Here is a 17,471-nt window from a genome sequence, read left to right as displayed (position 1 = left end):
GTCCGGCGAGGGCGGCGACGGCGCCGAGGACGCGGCGGGCGCGGTTGCCGGTGGCGAGCATCGCGAGGAACGCGGCGCCGCCAGCGAGCGCGCACGGCAGCGCCCACGAGGCGAGGTCGGTCCCGGACTGGGCGGTGGTGGCGGTGATCCCGGCGTGGCCGGTCTCGGCGGTCGAGGTCCAGCCGCGGGAGGCGGCCAGGGCCGCGAGGCCAGCGGCGACGATTCCGGCGAGGAGCACACGGGTGCGCTCAGGAGCGCGGTCTGCGGTGCCGCTCATGCGATCTCCCTCCCGGTGAAGCAGGTGCGGGTGCCGGTGTGGCAGGCGGGGCCGGTCTGGTCGACCTGGAGGAGGACGGTGTCGCCGTCGCAGTCGAGGGCGACGGAGACGACGGCCTGGCGGTGCCCGGAGGTGGCGCCCTTGACCCAGTACTCGCCGCGGCTGCGCGACCAGTACGTGGCCTGCTTCGTCTCAAGGGTGCGCCGGAGCGCCTCCGCGTCCATCCACGCGAGCATGAGCACCTCGCCGGTGTCGTGCTGCTGCGCGATCGCGGGCACGAGCCCGTCGGCATTGAACGCCAGGTTCGCCAGGACCTCTTCTCGACCTTCCACGGTTATCGATTTTGGCATCCTCCCCGCCCTATGGGACGGGGGCTCCCGGCTTGCGAGACGCTGTCACGTCCCGTCCACGGTCGGGTTCCTCGTTCTCTCCCCGTTTGGGGTGTTTCCAGGACCGCCGGGCGTGCCCGGTCTCACGTCCTGTCCGGAGGCGTTTCAAGTCTCCGCGTGCCCCGCGGCGACCATCCGGCATTCGTTCTCAAGGCGCCGGCCTTCTCTTCGCAGGTTGAGCTCGGCGTTGGCGTCGCGGTCATGGACCGCTCCGCACTCGCAGATCCAGTTGCAAACCTTCAACTCACCGAGCCCTCGTGGACCCGTGACCGCGGCGCACGCCGAGCACAGTCGAGTCGAAGGGAAGTACCGATCGACCCTCCTGAAGGACCGGCCGGCCCGCACCGCTTTCACCTCGAGCCGGCGCAGGAAGATCCCGAATGCGGCCTCCCTGAAGCTCTTCGCGTGGAGCCCCCGGCTCAGTGCACCGACGTGCAGGTCTTCGACGAAGATGCCTTGGTTCTCGGCGACGATCGTCTTGACGTGCTTGTGGATCCAGTCGGACCTGCGGTACCCGGCCTTCTCATGTATCCGGGCGACGTTCAGTCGGGCTTTCTCACGGTTTGCTGAACCCGCGGTCTTCCTGGAGAGCATCCGCTGCGCCTTCGCCAACCGACGCTCCATGCGCTTGAAGAATCGGGGGTTCTCGATGACCTTGCCGCCACGCAGGACCGCGAACTCGTGAAGGCCGAGGTCGATACCCGTATCCGCCTCAGGTACCGGCAGGGGATCGAGGAGTTCCGCCCCCGGTTCGACCACGACTACGAACGACACGAAGAAATTGCCGGTCGCGGTTCGTTCGACCGTCGCACTCGAAGGGACCGCAGGCAGTTCCCTAGACCAGCGAACGGCAAGCTCGCCGACCTTCGCCAGATAGACTCGGCCGTTGGGCCGCAGCGAGAATCCGTTGCGGGTGAACCGCGCGGTCTGCCGGTGGGACCGTCGCCGAAACCGCGGCGGGCCGACATTGGGCCCGCGCCGCCTTCCGCGGCGTGAGTCGAAGAACGCGCGATATGCGGCATGGCAGTCCCGCAGTGCCTGCTGTAGCGGGACTGTGGAGACCTCGGTGAGCCACTCCCGTTCAGGGGTCTGCTTCGCCTCGGTGATGAGCCGACGGTCCAGCATCGCGGTCGTCGGATAGGGCAGCCCTGCGGCTCGGGCGCTCTTTCGTGCTGCCACCGCGTCGTTGTAGACGACTCGAACGCACCCGAACAGGCGCGCCAGCGAGATGCGCTGGGGCGCGGTCGGGTACGCCCGAAACCGGTACCTCAGATGCATAGCGGGAACGTACCAGGTCAGCGAAGGGACCCGAGTGAGCGACACTCGCGCCAGCGCGCCCGACATCGGTTCGCGTCGCCTGGGCGGAAGTCGTATTCGGCATGGGATGCTCAGCGGTATGGAGCGCCCGTATGTCATCCTTTCGGCCGCGGTGAGCCTCGACGGGTTCCTCGACGACGACTCGCCCGAACGCCTGGTCCTGTCCAACGAGGCCGATTTCGACCGCGTCGACGCGGTGCGGGCGGGGGTGGACGCGATCGCGGTGGGGGCCGGGACGGTGCGCGCGGACGACCCGCGGCTCCAGGTCAGGTCCGAGACGCGGCGCGCGGAGCGGACCGCCGCCGGTCTGCGGGCGACGCCGCTGCGGGTGGTGTTCTCGCCGTCGGGCGAGCTGGATCCGCAGGCGCGCCTGTTCACGAGCGGGGACCCGGTCGTGGTGTACACGTCGGCGGCGGGGGCGGCGGCGTGCCCGGTCGGGCCGGCCGCGGCGGAGGTGGTGGCGACGGCCGAGCGCGAGGTGGACCTGGAGGCGGCGCTCGCGGACCTGGCCGCGCGCGGGGTGGAGCGGCTGCTGGTGGAGGGCGGGGGGACGGTGCATACGGCGTTCCTGTCGGCCGACCTCGCCGACGAGGTGCACGTGGCGGTGGCGCCGTTCCTGCTCGGGGAGCGGGGCGGGGCCCGGTTCGTGTACCCGGCGTCGTTCCCGCAGTCGCCGGCGCGGCCGCTGCGGCTGGTGGAGACGCGGGCGATCGGGGCGATCGCGCTGCTGGTGTACCGCCGGGCTTGACCGGAACGGCCGGATCGCGGCGGTAAGTCCCTTATGGTGGCTTCAGTCCCCCTGCCGTACGGAGAGGAGCCGCGCCATGTCCGTCAGCGAGACGCCCGCCGAAGCCGCACCCGAGGACCCGGAAACGGAAGAGGGCGAGGCGCCCCCGCCGCCGGTGATCGCGGAGCGGGAGGCGACGCTGCCGGTGGACCGGCCGGTGTTCTGGACCGCCGCGGTCGTCACCGTCGCGGTGATCCTGTTCGGCGCGTTCTTCCCCGACCAGTTCGAGGACGGCTCGACCGCGGCCCTGAACTGGGTCATCGCGAACTTCGGGTGGCTGTTCATCATCGCCGGGAACATCTTCCTGGTCCTGGCGGTCTACATCGCGGCGAGCCGGTACGGGAACATCAAGCTGGCGGTGAGCGCCGACGAGGAGCCCGAGTTCGGGACGCTCCCGTGGATCTCGATGATGTTCGCCGCGGGCATGGGCATCGGTCTCATGTTCTACGGCGTGGCCGAGCCGCTCTCGCACTACTTCGACGCCCCGCCGCCGCTCCAGCTCAACCCCGCCTCGCCGTACTACTCGGACCAGCTCCAGGAGGGCGCGCTGGTCTACTCGTACTTCCACTGGGGACTGCACCCGTGGGCGATCTACGCGGTCGCCGGGCTCGCGCTCGGCTACTCGACGTTCCGCAAGCAGCGCGGCAACAACATGAGCGACGCGTTCGAGCCGCTCCTGGGCGGGAAGCGCTGGGGCCCGGCGACCGGGCGCGGCATCGACCTGCTCGCGGTGTTCGCGACCGTGTTCGGGACGGCCGCGAGCCTGGGCCTGGGCGCGCTCCAGGTCGCGGTGGGCCTGGGGATCGTCGCGGGCGTCAAGGACTCAAAGTTCCTGGAGATCATCGTGATCATCGCGCTGACGGCCGCGTTCGTGGCCTCGGCGTTCTCGGGCGTCCACCGGGGCGTCAAGTGGCTGTCGACGACGAACGTGGTGCTGGCGCTGTTCCTGGTCGTGTTCGTGTTCCTCGCGGGCCCGACCCTGTTCATCCTGGACGCGTGGCCGAACGCGGTCGGCGGGTACCTGTCCGAGCTGGTGAACCTCTCCAGCGTCACGGGCGCGTTCGGCGGCGCCGACTGGATGGCGGCCTGGACGATCTTCTACTGGGCGTGGTGGCTGTCGTGGGCGCCGTTCGTCGGCACGTTCATCGCGCGCATCTCGCGCGGGCGGACCATCCGCCAGTTCATCGTCGGCGTCCTCCTCATCCCGTCCGCGGCCTCCACATTGTGGTTCGCGATCCTCGGCGGGACCGCACTGTGGAAGCAGGGCAACGGGAGCGCCGACTACGCCGACTCGCTCGCGCAGGGCGAGGAGCACGCCCTGTTCGCGCTCCTGGACTCGCTCCCCTTGTACGGGCTCATGTCGGGCCTGTCGATGGTCCTGGTCGCGATCTACTTCGTGACCGGCGCCGACTCGGCCTCGCTGGTGCTGGGCTCCCTGTCGAGCCGCGGCTCTCTCGCGCCGAAGAAGCCCCTGGTGGTGTTCTGGGGGGCGACGATCGGCGCGGTCGCGGCCGTCCTGCTCCTGTCGGGCGGCCTCGAAGGGCTCAAGAACGCGACGATCATCGTCGCGCTGCCGTTCGTGGTCGTCATGCTCGCGCTGTGCGTGGCGCTCATGAAGGAGCTGACGTCCGACCCGGCCGCGAACGTCCTGCGCCACCACATGCGCCAGCGCGGCTTCCGCGACGCCATCCGCCGCATCGTCGGCGAGGAGGTCGACACCCGCGCCGCCGCGAAGAACCCGTGGGGGCGCGCCCGCATGCGCTTCCCGTCCGGACGCCGGACCGGAACGGAGGAATAGGACAGGAGCCGCTAGGTTATGGGGTGAACCTGCGGCGGAAGGAAACCTCATGAAGGCGATCGTGGTCGAGCGGACCGGCGGGCCTGGCGTGATGACGGTCCTGGAGGGCGAGGACCCGGGCCCGCGGCCCGGCCAGATCGCGGTCAGGGTCGCCGCCGCGGGCGTCAACTTCATCGACGTCTACCACCGCACCGGCGCCTACGGGCTGCCCGTGCCGTTCACGCCCGGCCTCGAAGGCGGCGGCTACGTCGCGGCCCTCGGCGAGGGCGTCACCGGTTTCGCGGTCGGCGACGAGGTCGCCTGGAAGAGCGTCCCCGGGTCCTATGCGGACCTCGTCGTCGCCGACGCCGACCAGTTCGTGCCCGTCCCGGAGAAGGTCGCGGTCGAGACCGCCGCGGCCGTCATGCTCCAGGGGCTGACCGCGCACTACCTGTGCAACAGCGTCTACGACGTGCAGGAGGGCGACTGGGTGGTCGTCCACGCCGCCGCCGGCGGCGTCGGACTGCTGCTCACGCAGATGGTGAAGTACAAGGGCGGCAAGGTCGTCGGCACCGTCTCCACCGACGCGAAGGCCGAGCTCGCCCGCCAGAACGGCACCGACCACGTCATGCGCTACGAGGGCTTCGGCGCGAAGGCCCGCGAGCTCACCGGCGGCGAGGGCGTCGCCGCGGTCTTCGACGGCGTCGGCAAGACCACCTTCGACGAGGGCCTCGACGCGCTGCGCCCGCGGGGCGTCATGGCCCTGTTCGGCCAGTCCAGCGGCCCCGTGCCGCCCGTGGACCCGCAGCGGCTCAACTCGGGCGGCTCGCTCGTCCTCACCCGCCCCACCCTCGGCGACTTCACCCGCACCCGCGAGGAGTACCTCGCGCGCACCGCCGAGGTCTTCCAGATGATCGAGGACGACAACCTGCTCGTCCGCGTCGGCGAGACGTTCCGCCTCGAAGAGGCCCCCGAAGCGCACGAGGCCCTCCAGGCCCGCAAGACCACCGGGAAGCTCCTGCTCATCCCCTGACGCCGTGTCGTTTTCCGGCCAGCACCGCGCGGGCGCGCCGGGTTCGATTGGCGCATGCATCAGAACACGCCGCTGAAGGTCCACTACTACGGGAGCGCCGTGGTGCTCCTGGGCACCCGCGACGAGGAGGGCCGCGCTAACGTCGCGCCCATGTCCTCGGCGTGGTGGCTCGGCCAGTCGTGCATGCTCGGCATGGGCGACCGGTCCCGGACCGCGCAGAACATGCGCCGCACCCGCGAGGTCACCGTGAACCTCGTCCCGGCCGGCCTCGCCGGCGCGGTCGACCTCCTCGCCGACCTCACCGCCGCCGACCCCGTCCCGGAGACGAAGGCCGCCAAGGGGTACCGGTACGAGCCCGACAAGTTCGCCGCTGCCGGGCTCACCGAGCAGCCCGGCGAGGTCACCGGCGCGCCGCGCGTCGCCGAGTGCCCGATCCAGCTCGAATGCCGCATCACCGCGGTGCACCCGTTCGGGAGCGGGTGCACCGCGTTCGAAGCCGAGATCCTGCGGTCCCATGTGGACGAATCATTGCTGGTGCCGGGCACCGCGTACGTCGACCCCGTCGCCTGGGACCCGCTCGTCATGAAGTTCTGCGAGTACTTCGGCGAGGCCCGGAACCTGCGGCCCTCGCGCCTGGCCGCGAACTGGCGCATGCCCCACGGCGGCGTCCTGCCCGCGCCGGTCAGCGGTTGACGGCGGTCTTGAACGTCTTGCGGTAGGCCGAAGGCGAGACGCCGAGTGAGGCGCGCAGGTGCTGGCGCAGCGAGACCGCCGTGCCCAGCCCTGCGCGCTGCGCGACCTGGTCGACGCTGAGGTCGGTGGACTCCAGGAGCTGGCGGGCGTGCTCGACCCGCTGGCGGGTGAGCCACTGGGCCGGGCTCTGGCCGGTCTCCTCGCGGAAGCGGCGCGTGAAGGAGCGGCGGCTCATGTTCGCGCGCCGCGCGAGGTCGTCGATCGACAGCGTCCGGTCGAGGTTCGCCAGCGCCCAGGCGCGGGCCTCGGAGGTGCTCAGGTCCTGCTCGGCGGGGACGGGGCGCTCGATGAACTGGGCCTGGCCGCCGTCGCGCCAGGGCGGGACGACGCAGCGGCGCGCCACCGAGTTCGCGACCGCGGAGCCGTGGTCGAGGCGGACCATGTGCAGGCACAGGTCCACGGCGGCGCCGGCGCCCGCGGAGGTGAGGATGCGGCCCTGGTCGACGAACAGCACGTCGGGGTCGACGTCGATGTGCGGGAAGCGTTCGCGCATGCGGTCGGTGAGGACCCAGTGGGTGGTGGCCGAGAGGCCGTCGAGGAGGCCGAGTTCGGCGAGGACGAACGCGGCGGAGCAGAAGGAGACGATGCGCGCGTCCGGTCGCACGCGCGCGAACAGTTCGGGCAGGCCCGGCGGGAGCTGTTGGACGTCGCAGACCGGGCCGCCGGCGTCGATGGTCGCCACGACCACCCTGTCAGCCCATTCCAGCAGCTCCGGGCCGTGGTCGGGCTGTATCGTGAAGCCGCTGGAGCTGCGGACGGGGCCGCCGTCGAGCGAGCAGATCCGCACGTCGTAGAGGGGCCGCAGCCGCCGGTCGAACGCGGCGGAGAAGATCCGGTCGGGGATGCCCAGGTCGAAGGCGAGGACGTCGTCCAGGGCGAGCACGGCCACGCGATGCGGATTCTGCATGGCCCGATTCTTTCACATCATGGCCTCCGGGCCACTGTTCGCGACCGGCGCAGCGCCCGAGACTGGTGGGACACGGGATCGCAGTTCCGTGACACGCGAATTCTTTGAAAGGGACACGACATGGCGAAGATGCGCACCGTCGTCCAGGACGAGCTCGGCGGACCCGAGGTCCTGCGGATCACCGAGGTCGACCGGCCCGAGCCGGGCTCGGGCGAGATCCTGGTGCGGGTGCACGCGGCGGGCGTGAACCCGGTGGACTGGAAGACCCGCGCCACCGGCGGCATGATCGGCCGCAAGCCGCCGTTCACCGTCGGCTGGGACGTCTCGGGCACCGTCGAGGCGGTCGGCCCGGGCGTGCGGATCTACCAGGTCGGCGACGAGGTGTACGGGATGCCGCTGTTCCCGCGCCTGGCGAACGCCTACGCCGAGTACCTGGTCGCCCCGGCCCGGCACTTCGACTTCAAGCCCGCCCGCCTCAGTCACACCGAGGCCGCCGCGCTGCCGCTGGCCGGGCTCACCGCCTACCAGGCGCTCGTCGACACCGCCGATGTGCGGCCGGGGCAGCGGGTCCTCGTCCACGCCGCCGCGGGCGGCGTCGGGCACCTCGCCGTCCAGATCGCGAAGGCCAAGGGCGCGTATGTCATCGGCACCGCCAGCGCCGGGAAGCACGAGTACCTCGGCTCGATCGGCGCCGACGAGGCCGTGGATTACCGCGAGGTCGACTTCACGACAGTGGTGGACACAGTAGACGTCGTGGTGGACCCGATCGGCGGCGAGTACACGGCGCGCTCGGCGTCGGTCCTCAAGGACGGCGGGTACCTGCTGTCGGTCATCCCCGGCGACCTCAGCGAGGACGAGCAGCGGCGCGTGCACGCGGGCTTCATCCTCGTCGAAGCAGACTGGAGCGGCATGAAGGGCCTCTCGGCCCTGGTCGAAGCGGGCCAGTTGACGCCCACGGTGTCGGAGACGTTCACGCTCAGCGAGGCCGGCAAGGCCCACGAGTCGCTCGCCGCGGGCCGGACCACCGGGAAGATCGTCCTCACCGTCGACTGAAAAGGCAAGGGCCGCAGCGGAACCCGCTGCGGCCCGAACCGTACTCAATCCTTCTCAGTTCGAGCGGGTCTGCTCCACCCACGACCCGTGCAGCCCCGCGTACACCGACCCGGCCTCCGCCGCGAGCGCGGCGTGCGGGCCCTGCTGGACCAGCTCCCCCGCGTCGAACACGAGGACCTCGTCCGAGGTCTCGGCGGTCGAGAGCCGGTGGGCGATGATCACCGTCGTGCGCCCGCGCGTGACCGCGTCGAGCGCCGCCGACAGGCGCAGCTCCGTGGCCGGGTCCACCGCGCTCGTGGCCTCGTCGAGGACGAGCAGGTCGGGGTCGGTCACGTACGCGCGCACCAGGGACACGAGCTGGCGCTCGCCGACCGAGAGGTTCGCGCCGCCCTCCCCCAGCTCGGTGTCGAGTCCGGCCGGGAGCGTCTCGACCCAGTCGGTGAGCCCGAGTTCGGCGAACGCCACGTAGATCTCGGCGTCGGTCAGCTCGGGCCGCGCGAACCGCACGTTCCGCGCGAGCGTCCCGTTGAACAGGAAGCCCTCCTGCGGGACCATCGTCACCCGCCGCCGCAGCGACGCGAACGTGACCCCGTCGAGTGGCGCGCCGCCGAGCAGCACCCGGCCCGAGGTCGGGTCCATGAGCCGGGTCAGCAGCTTCGCGAACGTGGTCTTGCCCGAACCGGTCTCGCCGACCACGGCCACTTTCGAGTGCGCGCGGATCTCCACGTCGATGCCGTGCAGGACCTCCGCGCCGCCCGGGTACGCGAACCGCACCCCCTCGAAGCGGACCCCAAGGGGCCCTTCGGGAAGCGCGACACCGTCGACCGGGTCGGCCACGTCAGGGGCGGTGTCGATGATGTCGAGGACCCGCCGCCAGCCCGAGACCGCGTTCTGCGCCTCGTTCAGCGTCTCGGTGCCGATCACGACGGGCTGGGTGAACAGCACGACCAGGAACAGGAACGCCGTCAGCTCCCCCACCGACATCGACCCGTCGGCGACCAGGAACGCGCCCAGGATCACCACGACCACGTTGACGCCCAGGTACACGAGCTCGCCCGCGCCGAAGGACAGCGCCGAGCGGCTGATCGCCCGGGTCTGGTCCCTCCGGTGCTCCTCGATCGAGGCGTCCAGGCGCTCGCTGGTGCGGGTGCCGACCCCGTACGCGCGCACCGTGCCCGCGCCGACCACCGACTCGGCGACCGCCGACAGCATCGCCGAGACGCTGCGGCGCACGCTCGTGTAAGCCGACGCGAGGTGCTTCTGGAGCCATTTGATCATCCACGTCACCGGCAGGAACACGATCCACACTGCGATCGCCAGCTGCCACGAGTAGAACACCATGACCACGGTGGCCACGATGATCTGCGCCGTCGAGGTCACCAGGACCATGCCGCCCTGCTGGAGGAACTGGCTGATCTGGTCGATGTCGGTCGTCACGCGCGCCGTCAGCGCCCCGCGCCGCTCGGACTGCTGGTGCAGCATCGACAGGTCGTGGATGTGCCGGAACGTCTTGCGCCGCAACGACGCCAGCGCGTGCTCGGAGACGACGAACAGGCGCCGGTTCATCACGTAGTTCGCGAGCGTCGTCAGCACGAGCGCCGCGGTGCCGAGGGCCGCGACCACGACGACGTACCCGAGGTCGGGGCCGCCGGGGCCGAGGAGCCCGTCGTCGAGGATTTTCTGCGCGCCGATCGGCACGACCAGGCGCCCCAGGGCCGTGACGGCCGCGAGGAACACGGTGAAGCCGAGGCCGGTGCGCAGTTCGGGCGACAGCTGGAGGCCGCGCTTGACGGTCTCCCACGGGCCGGGCTGGGTCGGGGTCTCCTGGGCGGTCACGCCGCGCCCTCCTCATCGAATTCGCGCTCGGCCTCGGCCCGCTCGTAGGCGGTGACGAGATCGGCGTAGGGCTGGTGGGTGCGCAGCAGCTCGGTGTGCGGGCCGCGGGCGGTGATGCGGCCGCCTTCGAGGAAGACGACCTCGTCGGCGAGCGCGATGGTGGCGCGCCGGTAGGCGACGACGAGGACGCTCGCGGCCTCCGAGGAGTTCTTGAGGCCCGCGAGGATCTGCGACTCGACCTTCGGGTCGACGGCGCTGGTGGCGTCGTCGAGGACGAGCATGCGCGGTGAACCGGCGAGGGCCCGGGCGAGGGTGAGGCGCTGGCGCTGGCCGCCGGAGAGGCTGGTGCCGCGCTCGCCGACCTCGGTGTCGAGGCCGTCGTCGAGGTTGAGGACGAACTTCTCGGCGCCGGCGGCGACGAGGGCGTCCCAGAGCCGCTCGTCGTCGAGGCCCTTGCGGCCGAGGGCGATGTTGGCGCGGACGGTGTCGTCGAAGATGAACGGGATCTGCTGGACGAGCGCGGTGGTGCGCGCGAGGTCGGCGTGGGTGAGGTCGCGGAGGTCCTCGCCGTCGAGGCGGACCGCGCCGCGGCTGGGGTCGATGAGGCGGGCGGCGAGGTGGGCGAGGGTGGACTTGCCGGAGCCGGTGGCGCCGACGAGGGCGACGGTGGTGCCGGGCGCGACGGTGAAGGTGACTTCGCGGAGGGCTTCGTGGCCGTCGGGGTAGGCGTAGGCGACGGCCTCGAATTCGAGGCTCGCGGGGGCGGTGGTGGCGGGGAGTTCCTTGTCGCCGTAGGCCATGTCGCCGGTGGCGGAGAGGACGTGGTCGACGCGGGCGCGGCCGACGACGGACCCGGGGAGGTCGCCGAGGACCCAGCCGATGGCGCGGATGGGGAAGGCGAGCACGGAGAACATGAAGGAGACGGTGACGAGCTGTTCGAGGTTGATCGCGCCGGCTTCGAAGCGGGCGAGGCCGACGAGGAGCGCGGCGAGGACGGCGATCTCGGGGAGCCCGGCGATGGCGGGCTCGAAGGCGGCGCGCAGGCGTCCGACGCCGATCATGGCGTCGCGCAGCTCGGTGGCGGAGGCGCTGAACCGCTCGGTCTCGGCGGACTCCTGGCCCATGGCCTTGACGACGAGGGCGCCGTCGAAGGACTCGTGGCCGACGGCGGAGACCTCGGCGCGCAGTTCCTGGGCGCGCTTGGCGCGGGGGGCCATCTTGGTGGCGAAGACGGCGTTGAGGGTGAAGAGCGCGGGGAACATGCCGAGGGCGACGAGCGCGATCGCCCAGTCGATGGTGACGAACGCGACCATGGCGACGGCGACCATGAAGAGGGTGCCGCACGCGAACGGCAGGGGCGCGAGGGGGCGGGTGGCGGCCTCGACGTCGGCGTTCGCGTTGGACAGGAGGGTGCCGGTGGGGTGCTTCTGGTGCCAGGAGACGGGGAGCGCGAGGTAGCGGCGGGTGATCTGGCGGCGCCACGCGGCCTGGACGCCGAACTGCATGACGCCGGCGCCGATGCGCCTGGCGCACATGGAGGAGAAGCGGACGATCGAGGTCCCCAGGAGCGCGGCGGCGCCGAGGAGGACGGTGCCGTAGGCGACTTCGCCGTTCTCGTAGGCGGGGACGGCGATCCCGGCGACGACCCAGCCGACGACGTAGGAGAGGAAGAGGGTCATGCCGGTGTTGATCATGGCCCCGGCGGCGCCGATGGCGAACGGCTTCGGTTTGAGCCGGATCATGTCGCCGATGTTGCGCAGGCCGCGTCCGAGGATGTGCTCGTCCGCGCCCGCGGCGAGGTCGTCGGGATCGGCGGCGGTGCCGGTGGGCAGCGTCATTGGGTCTCCGGTCGGGTGGGTGACTTCCGGGCTGGTTCCTAGCCGCTCGGCAAGCGGCCGCTTGCAATCATGCCTCGCACCGCCGACAGTCGCCAACTCCTACCGGAGCCATCGTCTATCTGATCGGATGGCCCGCGTTCTTGAGCTCCTGCTTGACCTCGCCGATCGCGACGTCGCCGAAGTGGANCGCGTCGGCGCCCGCGGCGACCGCGGGCGGGAAGTGCGCGGCGGCGCCGGCGCCGCCGGAGGCGATGAGGGGCACGTCGACCGCGGCGCGGACCGCGGCGATGAGCGGGAGGTCGAAGCCGGCCTTGGTGCCGTCGGCGTCGATCGAGTTGAGCAGGATCTCCCCCGCGCCGAGCCCGGCGGCCCGCGCGCACCACTCGACCGCGTCGATCCCGGTCCGCCGCCGCCCGCCGTGCGTGGTGACCTCCCAGCCCGAATCGGTCTCGGCGCCCGATGCGACGTCCGCGGAGAGCACCAGCACCTGGTTCCCGAACCGGTCGGCGATCTCGGCGATGACCTCGGGCCGCGCGATCGCGGCGGTGTTGACCCCGACCTTGTCGGCGCCCGCGCGCAGCAGCCGGTCGACGTCGTCCGGGGTGCGGACCCCGCCGCCGACGGTCAGCGGGATGAAGACCTGCTCGGCGGTGCGCGCGACGACGTCCATCATGGTCCCGCGGTCGTCCGAGGAGGCGGTCACGTCGAGGAAGGTGAGCTCGTCGGCCCCGGCCGCGTCGTAGGCCGCCGCGAGCTCGACCGGGTCCCCCGCGTCGCGCAGGTTCTCGAAGTTCACGCCCTTGACGACCCGCCCCGCATCCACGTCCAGGCAGGGGATCACACGCACCGCAACAGTCACGCGGCAAGACTACCGTGCAGGCCCTGAGGTGGCGTCGGCCATATTTCCGACCCCGGACTTGAACATGTTCAAGAAGCTGCGTAGGTTGAGTTCAGGAGTTGAACATGTTCAACTCTGGGAGTCCCCCTTTCAGAACGGAGCACTGTCATGGACATGACGGTCGTCGCCTACACCGCCTACCTGCTGGTCGCCGTCCCGCTCACCGTGTGGGTCGCCCGGACCCTCGGGGCCAACGGGATCCACTTCATCAAGGACGTCTTCGCCGGGGACGAGCAGCTCGCCCAGGCCGTCAACCGGCTCCTGCAAGTCGGCTTCTACCTGCTCAACTTCGGGTTCGTGGCGCTGTGGCTGCGCACCGGCGACCACATCGGCAGCGCCCGCGAGGTCTTCGAGACCGTCGCGGTCAAGATCGGGGCGGTGCTGCTGATCCTGGGCGTCCTCCACGTCATCAACGTGATAGTGCTCAACGGCTTCCGCAAGCGCGGCCAGGTCGTCGACGCCCGCGCCCTCGGCAACATGGAGCCCCCGCACCCGCGGCCCCAGGCGCACGGCCCGCTGCCACAGTAGGATCGCCTTTGTGAGCGTTTCTGCCTCCGAACCCGAAGACGACGCGTCCGCCCGCCCTGCCAGCAAGGGCGAGCGGACGCGGCAGCGCATCATCGAGACCGCGCTCGACATGTTCGCCGAGCGCGGCTACGACAAGACCACGATGCGGGCGATCGCGGCCGAGGCCGGGGTCTCGGTCGGCAACGCCTACTACTACTTCAAGTCCAAGGAGCACCTGATCCAGGGCTTCTACGAGCAGGCGACGAACCGGCACGCCGAGCTGACGCCCACGATGCTGGAGGGCAAGGAGACCCTGGCCGAGCGCATCGAGGCCGCGCTGCTGGCGTGGCTCGACATCGCCGGGCCCTACCACGCGTTCGCGGGCCAGTTCTTCCGCAACGCGGCCGACCCGTCGAGCCCGCTGAGCCCGTTCTCGGAGGACTCCGGCGAGAGCCGCGACAGGGACATCGCGCTCTACCGGGAGGTCCTGGAGGGCTCGAAGACCAAGGTGCCCAAGGACATGGCCGACATCCTCCCGGAGATGCTGTGGCTGCACCAGATGGTCGTGGTCCTGTACTGGGTGTACGACGCCTCGCCGGGCCAGGAGAAGTCGCGCGAGCTCGCGCGGCGCACCGCGCCGCTGGCGGCCCGGGTCGTGGCGCTGTCGCGGCTGAAGATCCTGCGGCCGCTGGTCAAGCAGGGCGAGGAGCTGGTGCGGGACTTCCTCATCACCAGGAAGCCCGAATAAACCCGGATCCGGGCGGCCCGAAGGGCCGCCGGACGCCGTTGTCCTTGCGGCCCTTCGGTGGTGCGTCGTGCTTCAGCAGTCCTTCAGCTCGGGCGACTGGTTGAGCAGCTGCCCGCGCGGCGAGGTGAACCTGCGGTAGGCGTCCGAGTCGACCTCGGAGGCCGGGAAGGCCGCGATCCGGTGGCAGTTCTGGAAGGCGAACTTGACGCCGTGGTGGCGCTCCAGCGCGGCCCGCATCGAGTCCGAGGCGAGGGCCCGCAGGAGCTGGCCCCGCGCCTGCTCGTCCGGCGGCGGCACGGTGTTGTCCGCGAACTGGGTGGACCCGGTGGACGAGACGACCCCGTTCTTCAGGTCGTCGGCGACCTTCGCGAAGAGGTCCCACGCGAACGGCAGGGACTGCTTGACGCAGTCCAGGAACTCGGCGTCGGTCACCTCCCCCGCTTCGGCCTTGCTGAGCAGGTCTTCAGAGACGTCAAGGGACATGCGTACTCCTCTCGGTTCGAATCGGTTCATTGTGCTGGCGGCGGCCCGCGGCCGCTGTCGGGTTCTCGACGCAGGCGGTTCCGGCCGCGCGGAGCGTCCAGAAGGGCCCGCGACCGGCGCTAGTGGACGGGCGCGCCCAGCAGGTGCTCCCCGAGGACGTAGCCGGGGACGATCTGGTCGGCGAGGTCGACGCCCGCGCGGTCGTTGCCCCAGGCGAGGGCGGCCTTGCGGTGGAAGTCGTGGGCCTGGCGGGTGAACTTGGCCCAGTCCTTGCCGCCGGCGACGGCCCGCTCGCGGGCGGCGTCGACCACGGCGAGGTTCTCGGGTTCGAGGTCGGCGACGGGGCCGACGCTGCCGCGCTCGGCGGCCTTGACGTACTTCGAGCGCGAGCACCAGCCCAGGAGGGCCTCCCCCACGTGGGAGCGCAGGAACGCGACGTCGTCCTCGTCGTCGATCTTGTTGCCGATCACGGAGATCCGCACGTCGTAGTCCTCGGCGTACCCGAGGTACTGCTTGTAGACGCCGACGGAGCGCAGGGTCGGCTCGCAGACGAGGAACGTGTGGTCGAAGCGGGTGAACATGCCGGAGGCGAAGGCCTCGGCGCCGGCGACCATGTCGACCACGACGAACTCGTCGCCGCCGTCCACGAGGTGGTTGAGCAGGAGCTCGACCGCGCCGACCTTCGAGTGGTAGCAGGCCACCCCCAGGTCGTCGTCGACGAAGCCGCCGGTGGCGGCGAAGCGGATGCCCTCGTGCTCGGTGAAGAGCCGGTCGAGCAGCGGGTTCGACTCGCGCACGGTGAGCAGGCGCGAGCCGGGCCCGGGCGGTGTGGTCTTGAGCATGAGGTCGGCCGAGGGCACGAGCGGGTTGGTCCCGCGCAGGTAGTCCTTGATGTCGGCCAGGTGCTCGCCGAGCACCGGGCCCATCGCGGCGGCCTCGGCGTCGCGGCCGAGCGCCGCGGCCAGGTGCTGGTTGATGTCGGCGTCGATGGCCATCACGGGGTGGCCGAGCGCGGCCGCGCGCCGGGCGAACAGCGAGGCCATCGTGGTCTTGCCCGAGCCGCCCTTGCCGACGAAGGCGAGTTTCATGGTTCCGGTCCCCACTAATTGAAAATGGTTGTTGATTTCAAGAAGTAGGTTAGCAGGCCCGGTACGCGACCGCGGCTCATATCGGAAGGGCTGCACGCGAAAGGGCCCCGCCGGCTGCTGCCTGCGGGGCCCTTCGGGTCGTGCGGGGTGTCGCTAGATCACGCCGGAGCCGGCGGTGCCGCCGGCGACGACGGATTCGAGCTGGGCCGCGGCCTTCGGCGCGGCGGTCTTCTTGCGCAGGCGGCGCTCCGCGTAGACCACCACCTTCGAGAGGGCGTACGCCAGCACGAAGTAGATGAGCGCGGCGATGATGAGCGCCTGGAGGAACGAGTTCCCGTAGTCGCGGCCGATGATGTTGGCCGAGTGCAGGAGCTCGGGGTAGGTGATCACGTAGCCGAGCGAGGTGTCCTTGAGGAGGATGACCAGCTGGGCGAGGACCGCCGGGAGCATGTTCCGCAGGACCTGCGGCAGCACGATGAGGCGCTGCACCTGGCCGTGGCTGAGGCCGACCGCGTACCCGGCCATGGCCTGGCCGGGCGGGAGGGCCGCGACGCCGGCGCGGAGGATCTCGGCGAGGATCGCGCCGTTGTAGATGCCCAGACCCAGCACCAGGAAGGTGAGGCGCCGGGTGTCGCCGTCCCAGCCGAGGACGTCGGCGGTGAAGCCGAAGTACCCGTCGATGGTGAAGGAGATCCAGATGAGCAGCACCAGCGGCAGCGAGCGGAAGAACTGCACGTAGACCGTGGAGGCCGCGCGCGTGGGCAGGAACCGCGAGATGCGCCCGAAGCCGACGATCACGCCGAGGAAGATCGCGACGAGCGAGCCGAGCGCGAAGGCCTTGAGCGTCTCGATGATCGCCGGGATCCAGGTGGTCTCGACGACGAGGGCGTCGAGCGGGTTGATCCACCGCGACGACTCGAAGAAGCCGTTCCCGGCGAGACCGTACGCGGCCCAGGCCAGGAGGCCCAGGATGACGACGGCGGAGATGACGGAGGCGATCAGCGAGCGCTGCCGGCCCTTGGGGCCGAGCGCGTCGAACAGGACCGTGCTCTCGTTGGGTCTGGTCATGAGTCACCCGCCTTCATCGGACGAACGCGGCGCGCCGCTCGGCGAGCCGCACGAGGTAGCTGAGGATGAACGCGATCAGCAGGTAGCTGACGGTCACGCCGATGACGACGCCCCACAGGTCGAACCGGGACTGGTCGTCCTCGATGAGCCGCCGCGACATCGCCGTCAGCTCGGTGACGCCGACGGCGAGCACCAGGGCGCTGTTCTTGACCAGGGCGATCAGGAGCGAGCCCAGCGGCGGGATGACGGCGCGGAACGCCTGCGGGAGGATCACGGCCTGGAGCGACTGCCCGAAGGTGAGGCCGATCGAGCGGGCCGCCTCGGCCTGGCCGAGCGGGATCGAGTTGATGCCGCTGCGCAGGGTCTCGCCGACGAACGCGCCGGTGTACATGCCCAGGCCGATCAGGCCGACCCCCCAGCTGGTGGTCTCGATCCCGATCGACGGCAGCCCGAAGTACATGACGAACAGGACCGCCAGCAGCGGGACGTTGCGGAACAGCTGGGTGTAGGCGTTCGCGGCCCAGCGGGCGGGGGCGGCGGGGCTGACGTGCATGATCACCAGCAGCATGCCGATCGCCAGCGCGAGGGCGTAGCTGGTGAGGGTCACCACGACGGTGACGCGCGCACCCTCCAGGAGGGCTTCGGCCATCAGGTCGAAATTGCGGAACAAGCGGACTCCTCCATAAGGCGGGCGGCGGCGGCCGTGTCACGG

Annotated in this window: 18 protein-coding genes; 7 read left to right on the top strand and 11 right to left on the bottom strand. The window is 71.0% G+C overall.

Annotated features, from left to right (window positions below; translation table 11 throughout):
* The 3 genes from DI269_RS05010 to DI269_RS05000 all read right to left on the bottom strand — a co-directional run.
* Positions 1-277: Trp biosynthesis-associated membrane protein (locus tag DI269_RS05010; protein ID WP_198667163.1), on the bottom strand; the 277-nt coding region annotated here is incomplete at its 3' end.
* Complete coding sequence (hisI, locus tag DI269_RS05005; RefSeq protein ID WP_112134013.1) at positions 274-627, bottom strand: phosphoribosyl-AMP cyclohydrolase; 354 nt, start codon at positions 625-627, stop codon at positions 274-276. The genes DI269_RS05010 and hisI, both read right to left, overlap by 4 nt.
* 144 nt (positions 628-771) lie before the next feature.
* On the bottom strand, positions 772-1,944 hold the full coding sequence (locus DI269_RS05000) for an RNA-guided endonuclease InsQ/TnpB family protein (protein WP_112134018.1): 1,173 nt from the start codon (positions 1,942-1,944) through the stop codon (positions 772-774).
* 118 nt (positions 1,945-2,062) lie between these two features.
* Between DI269_RS05000 and DI269_RS04995 the strand changes: the two genes are divergently transcribed.
* The 4 genes from DI269_RS04995 to DI269_RS04980 all read left to right on the top strand — a co-directional run bounded on the left by DI269_RS04995 (position 2,063) and on the right by DI269_RS04980 (position 6,273).
* On the top strand, positions 2,063-2,731 hold the full coding sequence (locus DI269_RS04995) for a RibD family protein (RefSeq protein WP_112134017.1): 669 nt from the start codon (positions 2,063-2,065) through the stop codon (positions 2,729-2,731).
* 76 nt (positions 2,732-2,807) lie between these two features.
* Entirely contained in the window at positions 2,808-4,568 is a 1,761-nt protein-coding gene (locus DI269_RS04990; RefSeq protein ID WP_112134012.1) for a BCCT family transporter, read from the top strand.
* A gap of 49 nt (positions 4,569-4,617) precedes the next feature.
* Complete coding sequence (locus DI269_RS04985) at positions 4,618-5,580, top strand: quinone oxidoreductase family protein (RefSeq protein WP_112134011.1); 963 nt, start codon at positions 4,618-4,620, stop codon at positions 5,578-5,580.
* A gap of 54 nt (positions 5,581-5,634) precedes the next feature.
* Positions 5,635-6,273 (top strand): flavin reductase family protein, encoded by a 639-nt coding sequence (locus tag DI269_RS04980; RefSeq protein WP_112134010.1) that lies wholly within the window; start codon positions 5,635-5,637, stop codon positions 6,271-6,273.
* On the opposite strand, the gene DI269_RS04975 is transcribed toward DI269_RS04980, so the two are convergent.
* Positions 6,263-7,240: a GlxA family transcriptional regulator gene (locus DI269_RS04975; RefSeq protein ID WP_112134009.1), complete on the bottom strand. Its 978-nt coding sequence runs from the start codon at positions 7,238-7,240 to the stop codon at positions 6,263-6,265. The two genes, DI269_RS04980 and DI269_RS04975, sit on opposite strands and share 11 nt — an antisense overlap.
* A gap of 129 nt (positions 7,241-7,369) precedes the next feature.
* Here DI269_RS04975 and DI269_RS04970 point away from each other — a divergent pair, with 129 nt between their 5' ends.
* A complete protein-coding gene (locus DI269_RS04970; protein ID WP_112134016.1) occupies positions 7,370-8,293 on the top strand; it encodes an NADP-dependent oxidoreductase in 924 nt (307 codons plus the stop codon).
* A 54-nt stretch (positions 8,294-8,347) separates the two neighbouring features.
* On the opposite strand, the gene DI269_RS04965 is transcribed toward DI269_RS04970, so the two are convergent.
* From DI269_RS04965 to hisF, 3 genes are all read right to left on the bottom strand, one after another.
* A complete protein-coding gene (locus DI269_RS04965; RefSeq protein WP_112134008.1) occupies positions 8,348-10,129 on the bottom strand; it encodes an ABC transporter ATP-binding protein in 1,782 nt (593 codons plus the stop codon).
* The gene (locus tag DI269_RS04960; RefSeq protein WP_112134015.1) at positions 10,126-11,904 is read right to left on the bottom strand and encodes an ABC transporter ATP-binding protein; all 1,779 of its coding nucleotides are present in this window, start codon (positions 11,902-11,904) and stop codon (positions 10,126-10,128) included. The genes DI269_RS04965 and DI269_RS04960 overlap by 4 nt, the downstream gene beginning before the upstream one ends.
* Positions 11,905-12,082: 178 nt before the next feature.
* Positions 12,083-12,826 (bottom strand): imidazole glycerol phosphate synthase subunit HisF, encoded by a 744-nt coding sequence (gene hisF / locus DI269_RS04955; RefSeq protein ID WP_112134007.1) that lies wholly within the window; start codon positions 12,824-12,826, stop codon positions 12,083-12,085.
* 147 nt (positions 12,827-12,973) lie between these two features.
* Between hisF and DI269_RS04950 the strand changes: the two genes are divergently transcribed.
* Positions 12,974-13,393 (top strand): hypothetical protein, encoded by a 420-nt coding sequence (locus DI269_RS04950; RefSeq protein WP_198667160.1) that lies wholly within the window; start codon positions 12,974-12,976, stop codon positions 13,391-13,393.
* 10 nt (positions 13,394-13,403) lie between these two features.
* Entirely contained in the window at positions 13,404-14,120 is a 717-nt protein-coding gene (locus tag DI269_RS04945) for a TetR/AcrR family transcriptional regulator (RefSeq protein ID WP_232822625.1), read from the top strand.
* 72 nt (positions 14,121-14,192) lie between these two features.
* Here DI269_RS04945 and DI269_RS04940 read toward each other — a convergent pair whose 3' ends face one another.
* The 4 genes from DI269_RS04940 to DI269_RS04925 form a co-directional block, all read right to left on the bottom strand.
* Positions 14,193-14,603, bottom strand: a complete 411-nt coding sequence (locus DI269_RS04940; protein WP_112134006.1) for an SCO5389 family protein — start codon at positions 14,601-14,603, stop codon at positions 14,193-14,195.
* Between the two features lie 119 nt (positions 14,604-14,722).
* The gene (locus tag DI269_RS04935) at positions 14,723-15,691 is read right to left on the bottom strand and encodes an ATP-binding protein (protein WP_112134005.1); all 969 of its coding nucleotides are present in this window, start codon (positions 15,689-15,691) and stop codon (positions 14,723-14,725) included.
* Positions 15,692-15,844: 153 nt separating this feature from the next.
* The gene (locus DI269_RS04930) at positions 15,845-16,759 is read right to left on the bottom strand and encodes an amino acid ABC transporter permease (protein WP_112134004.1); all 915 of its coding nucleotides are present in this window, start codon (positions 16,757-16,759) and stop codon (positions 15,845-15,847) included.
* A gap of 13 nt (positions 16,760-16,772) precedes the next feature.
* Entirely contained in the window at positions 16,773-17,429 is a 657-nt protein-coding gene (locus DI269_RS04925) for an amino acid ABC transporter permease (RefSeq protein ID WP_112134003.1), read from the bottom strand.
* Between the last annotated feature and the right edge of the window lie 42 nt (positions 17,430-17,471).

The sequence above is a fragment of the Glycomyces dulcitolivorans genome, from assembly GCF_003265355.1.
GTDB classification, from domain to species: domain Bacteria; phylum Actinomycetota; class Actinomycetes; order Mycobacteriales; family Micromonosporaceae; genus Glycomyces; species Glycomyces dulcitolivorans.
This window is presented reverse-complemented; position numbering and strand designations above follow the sequence as displayed.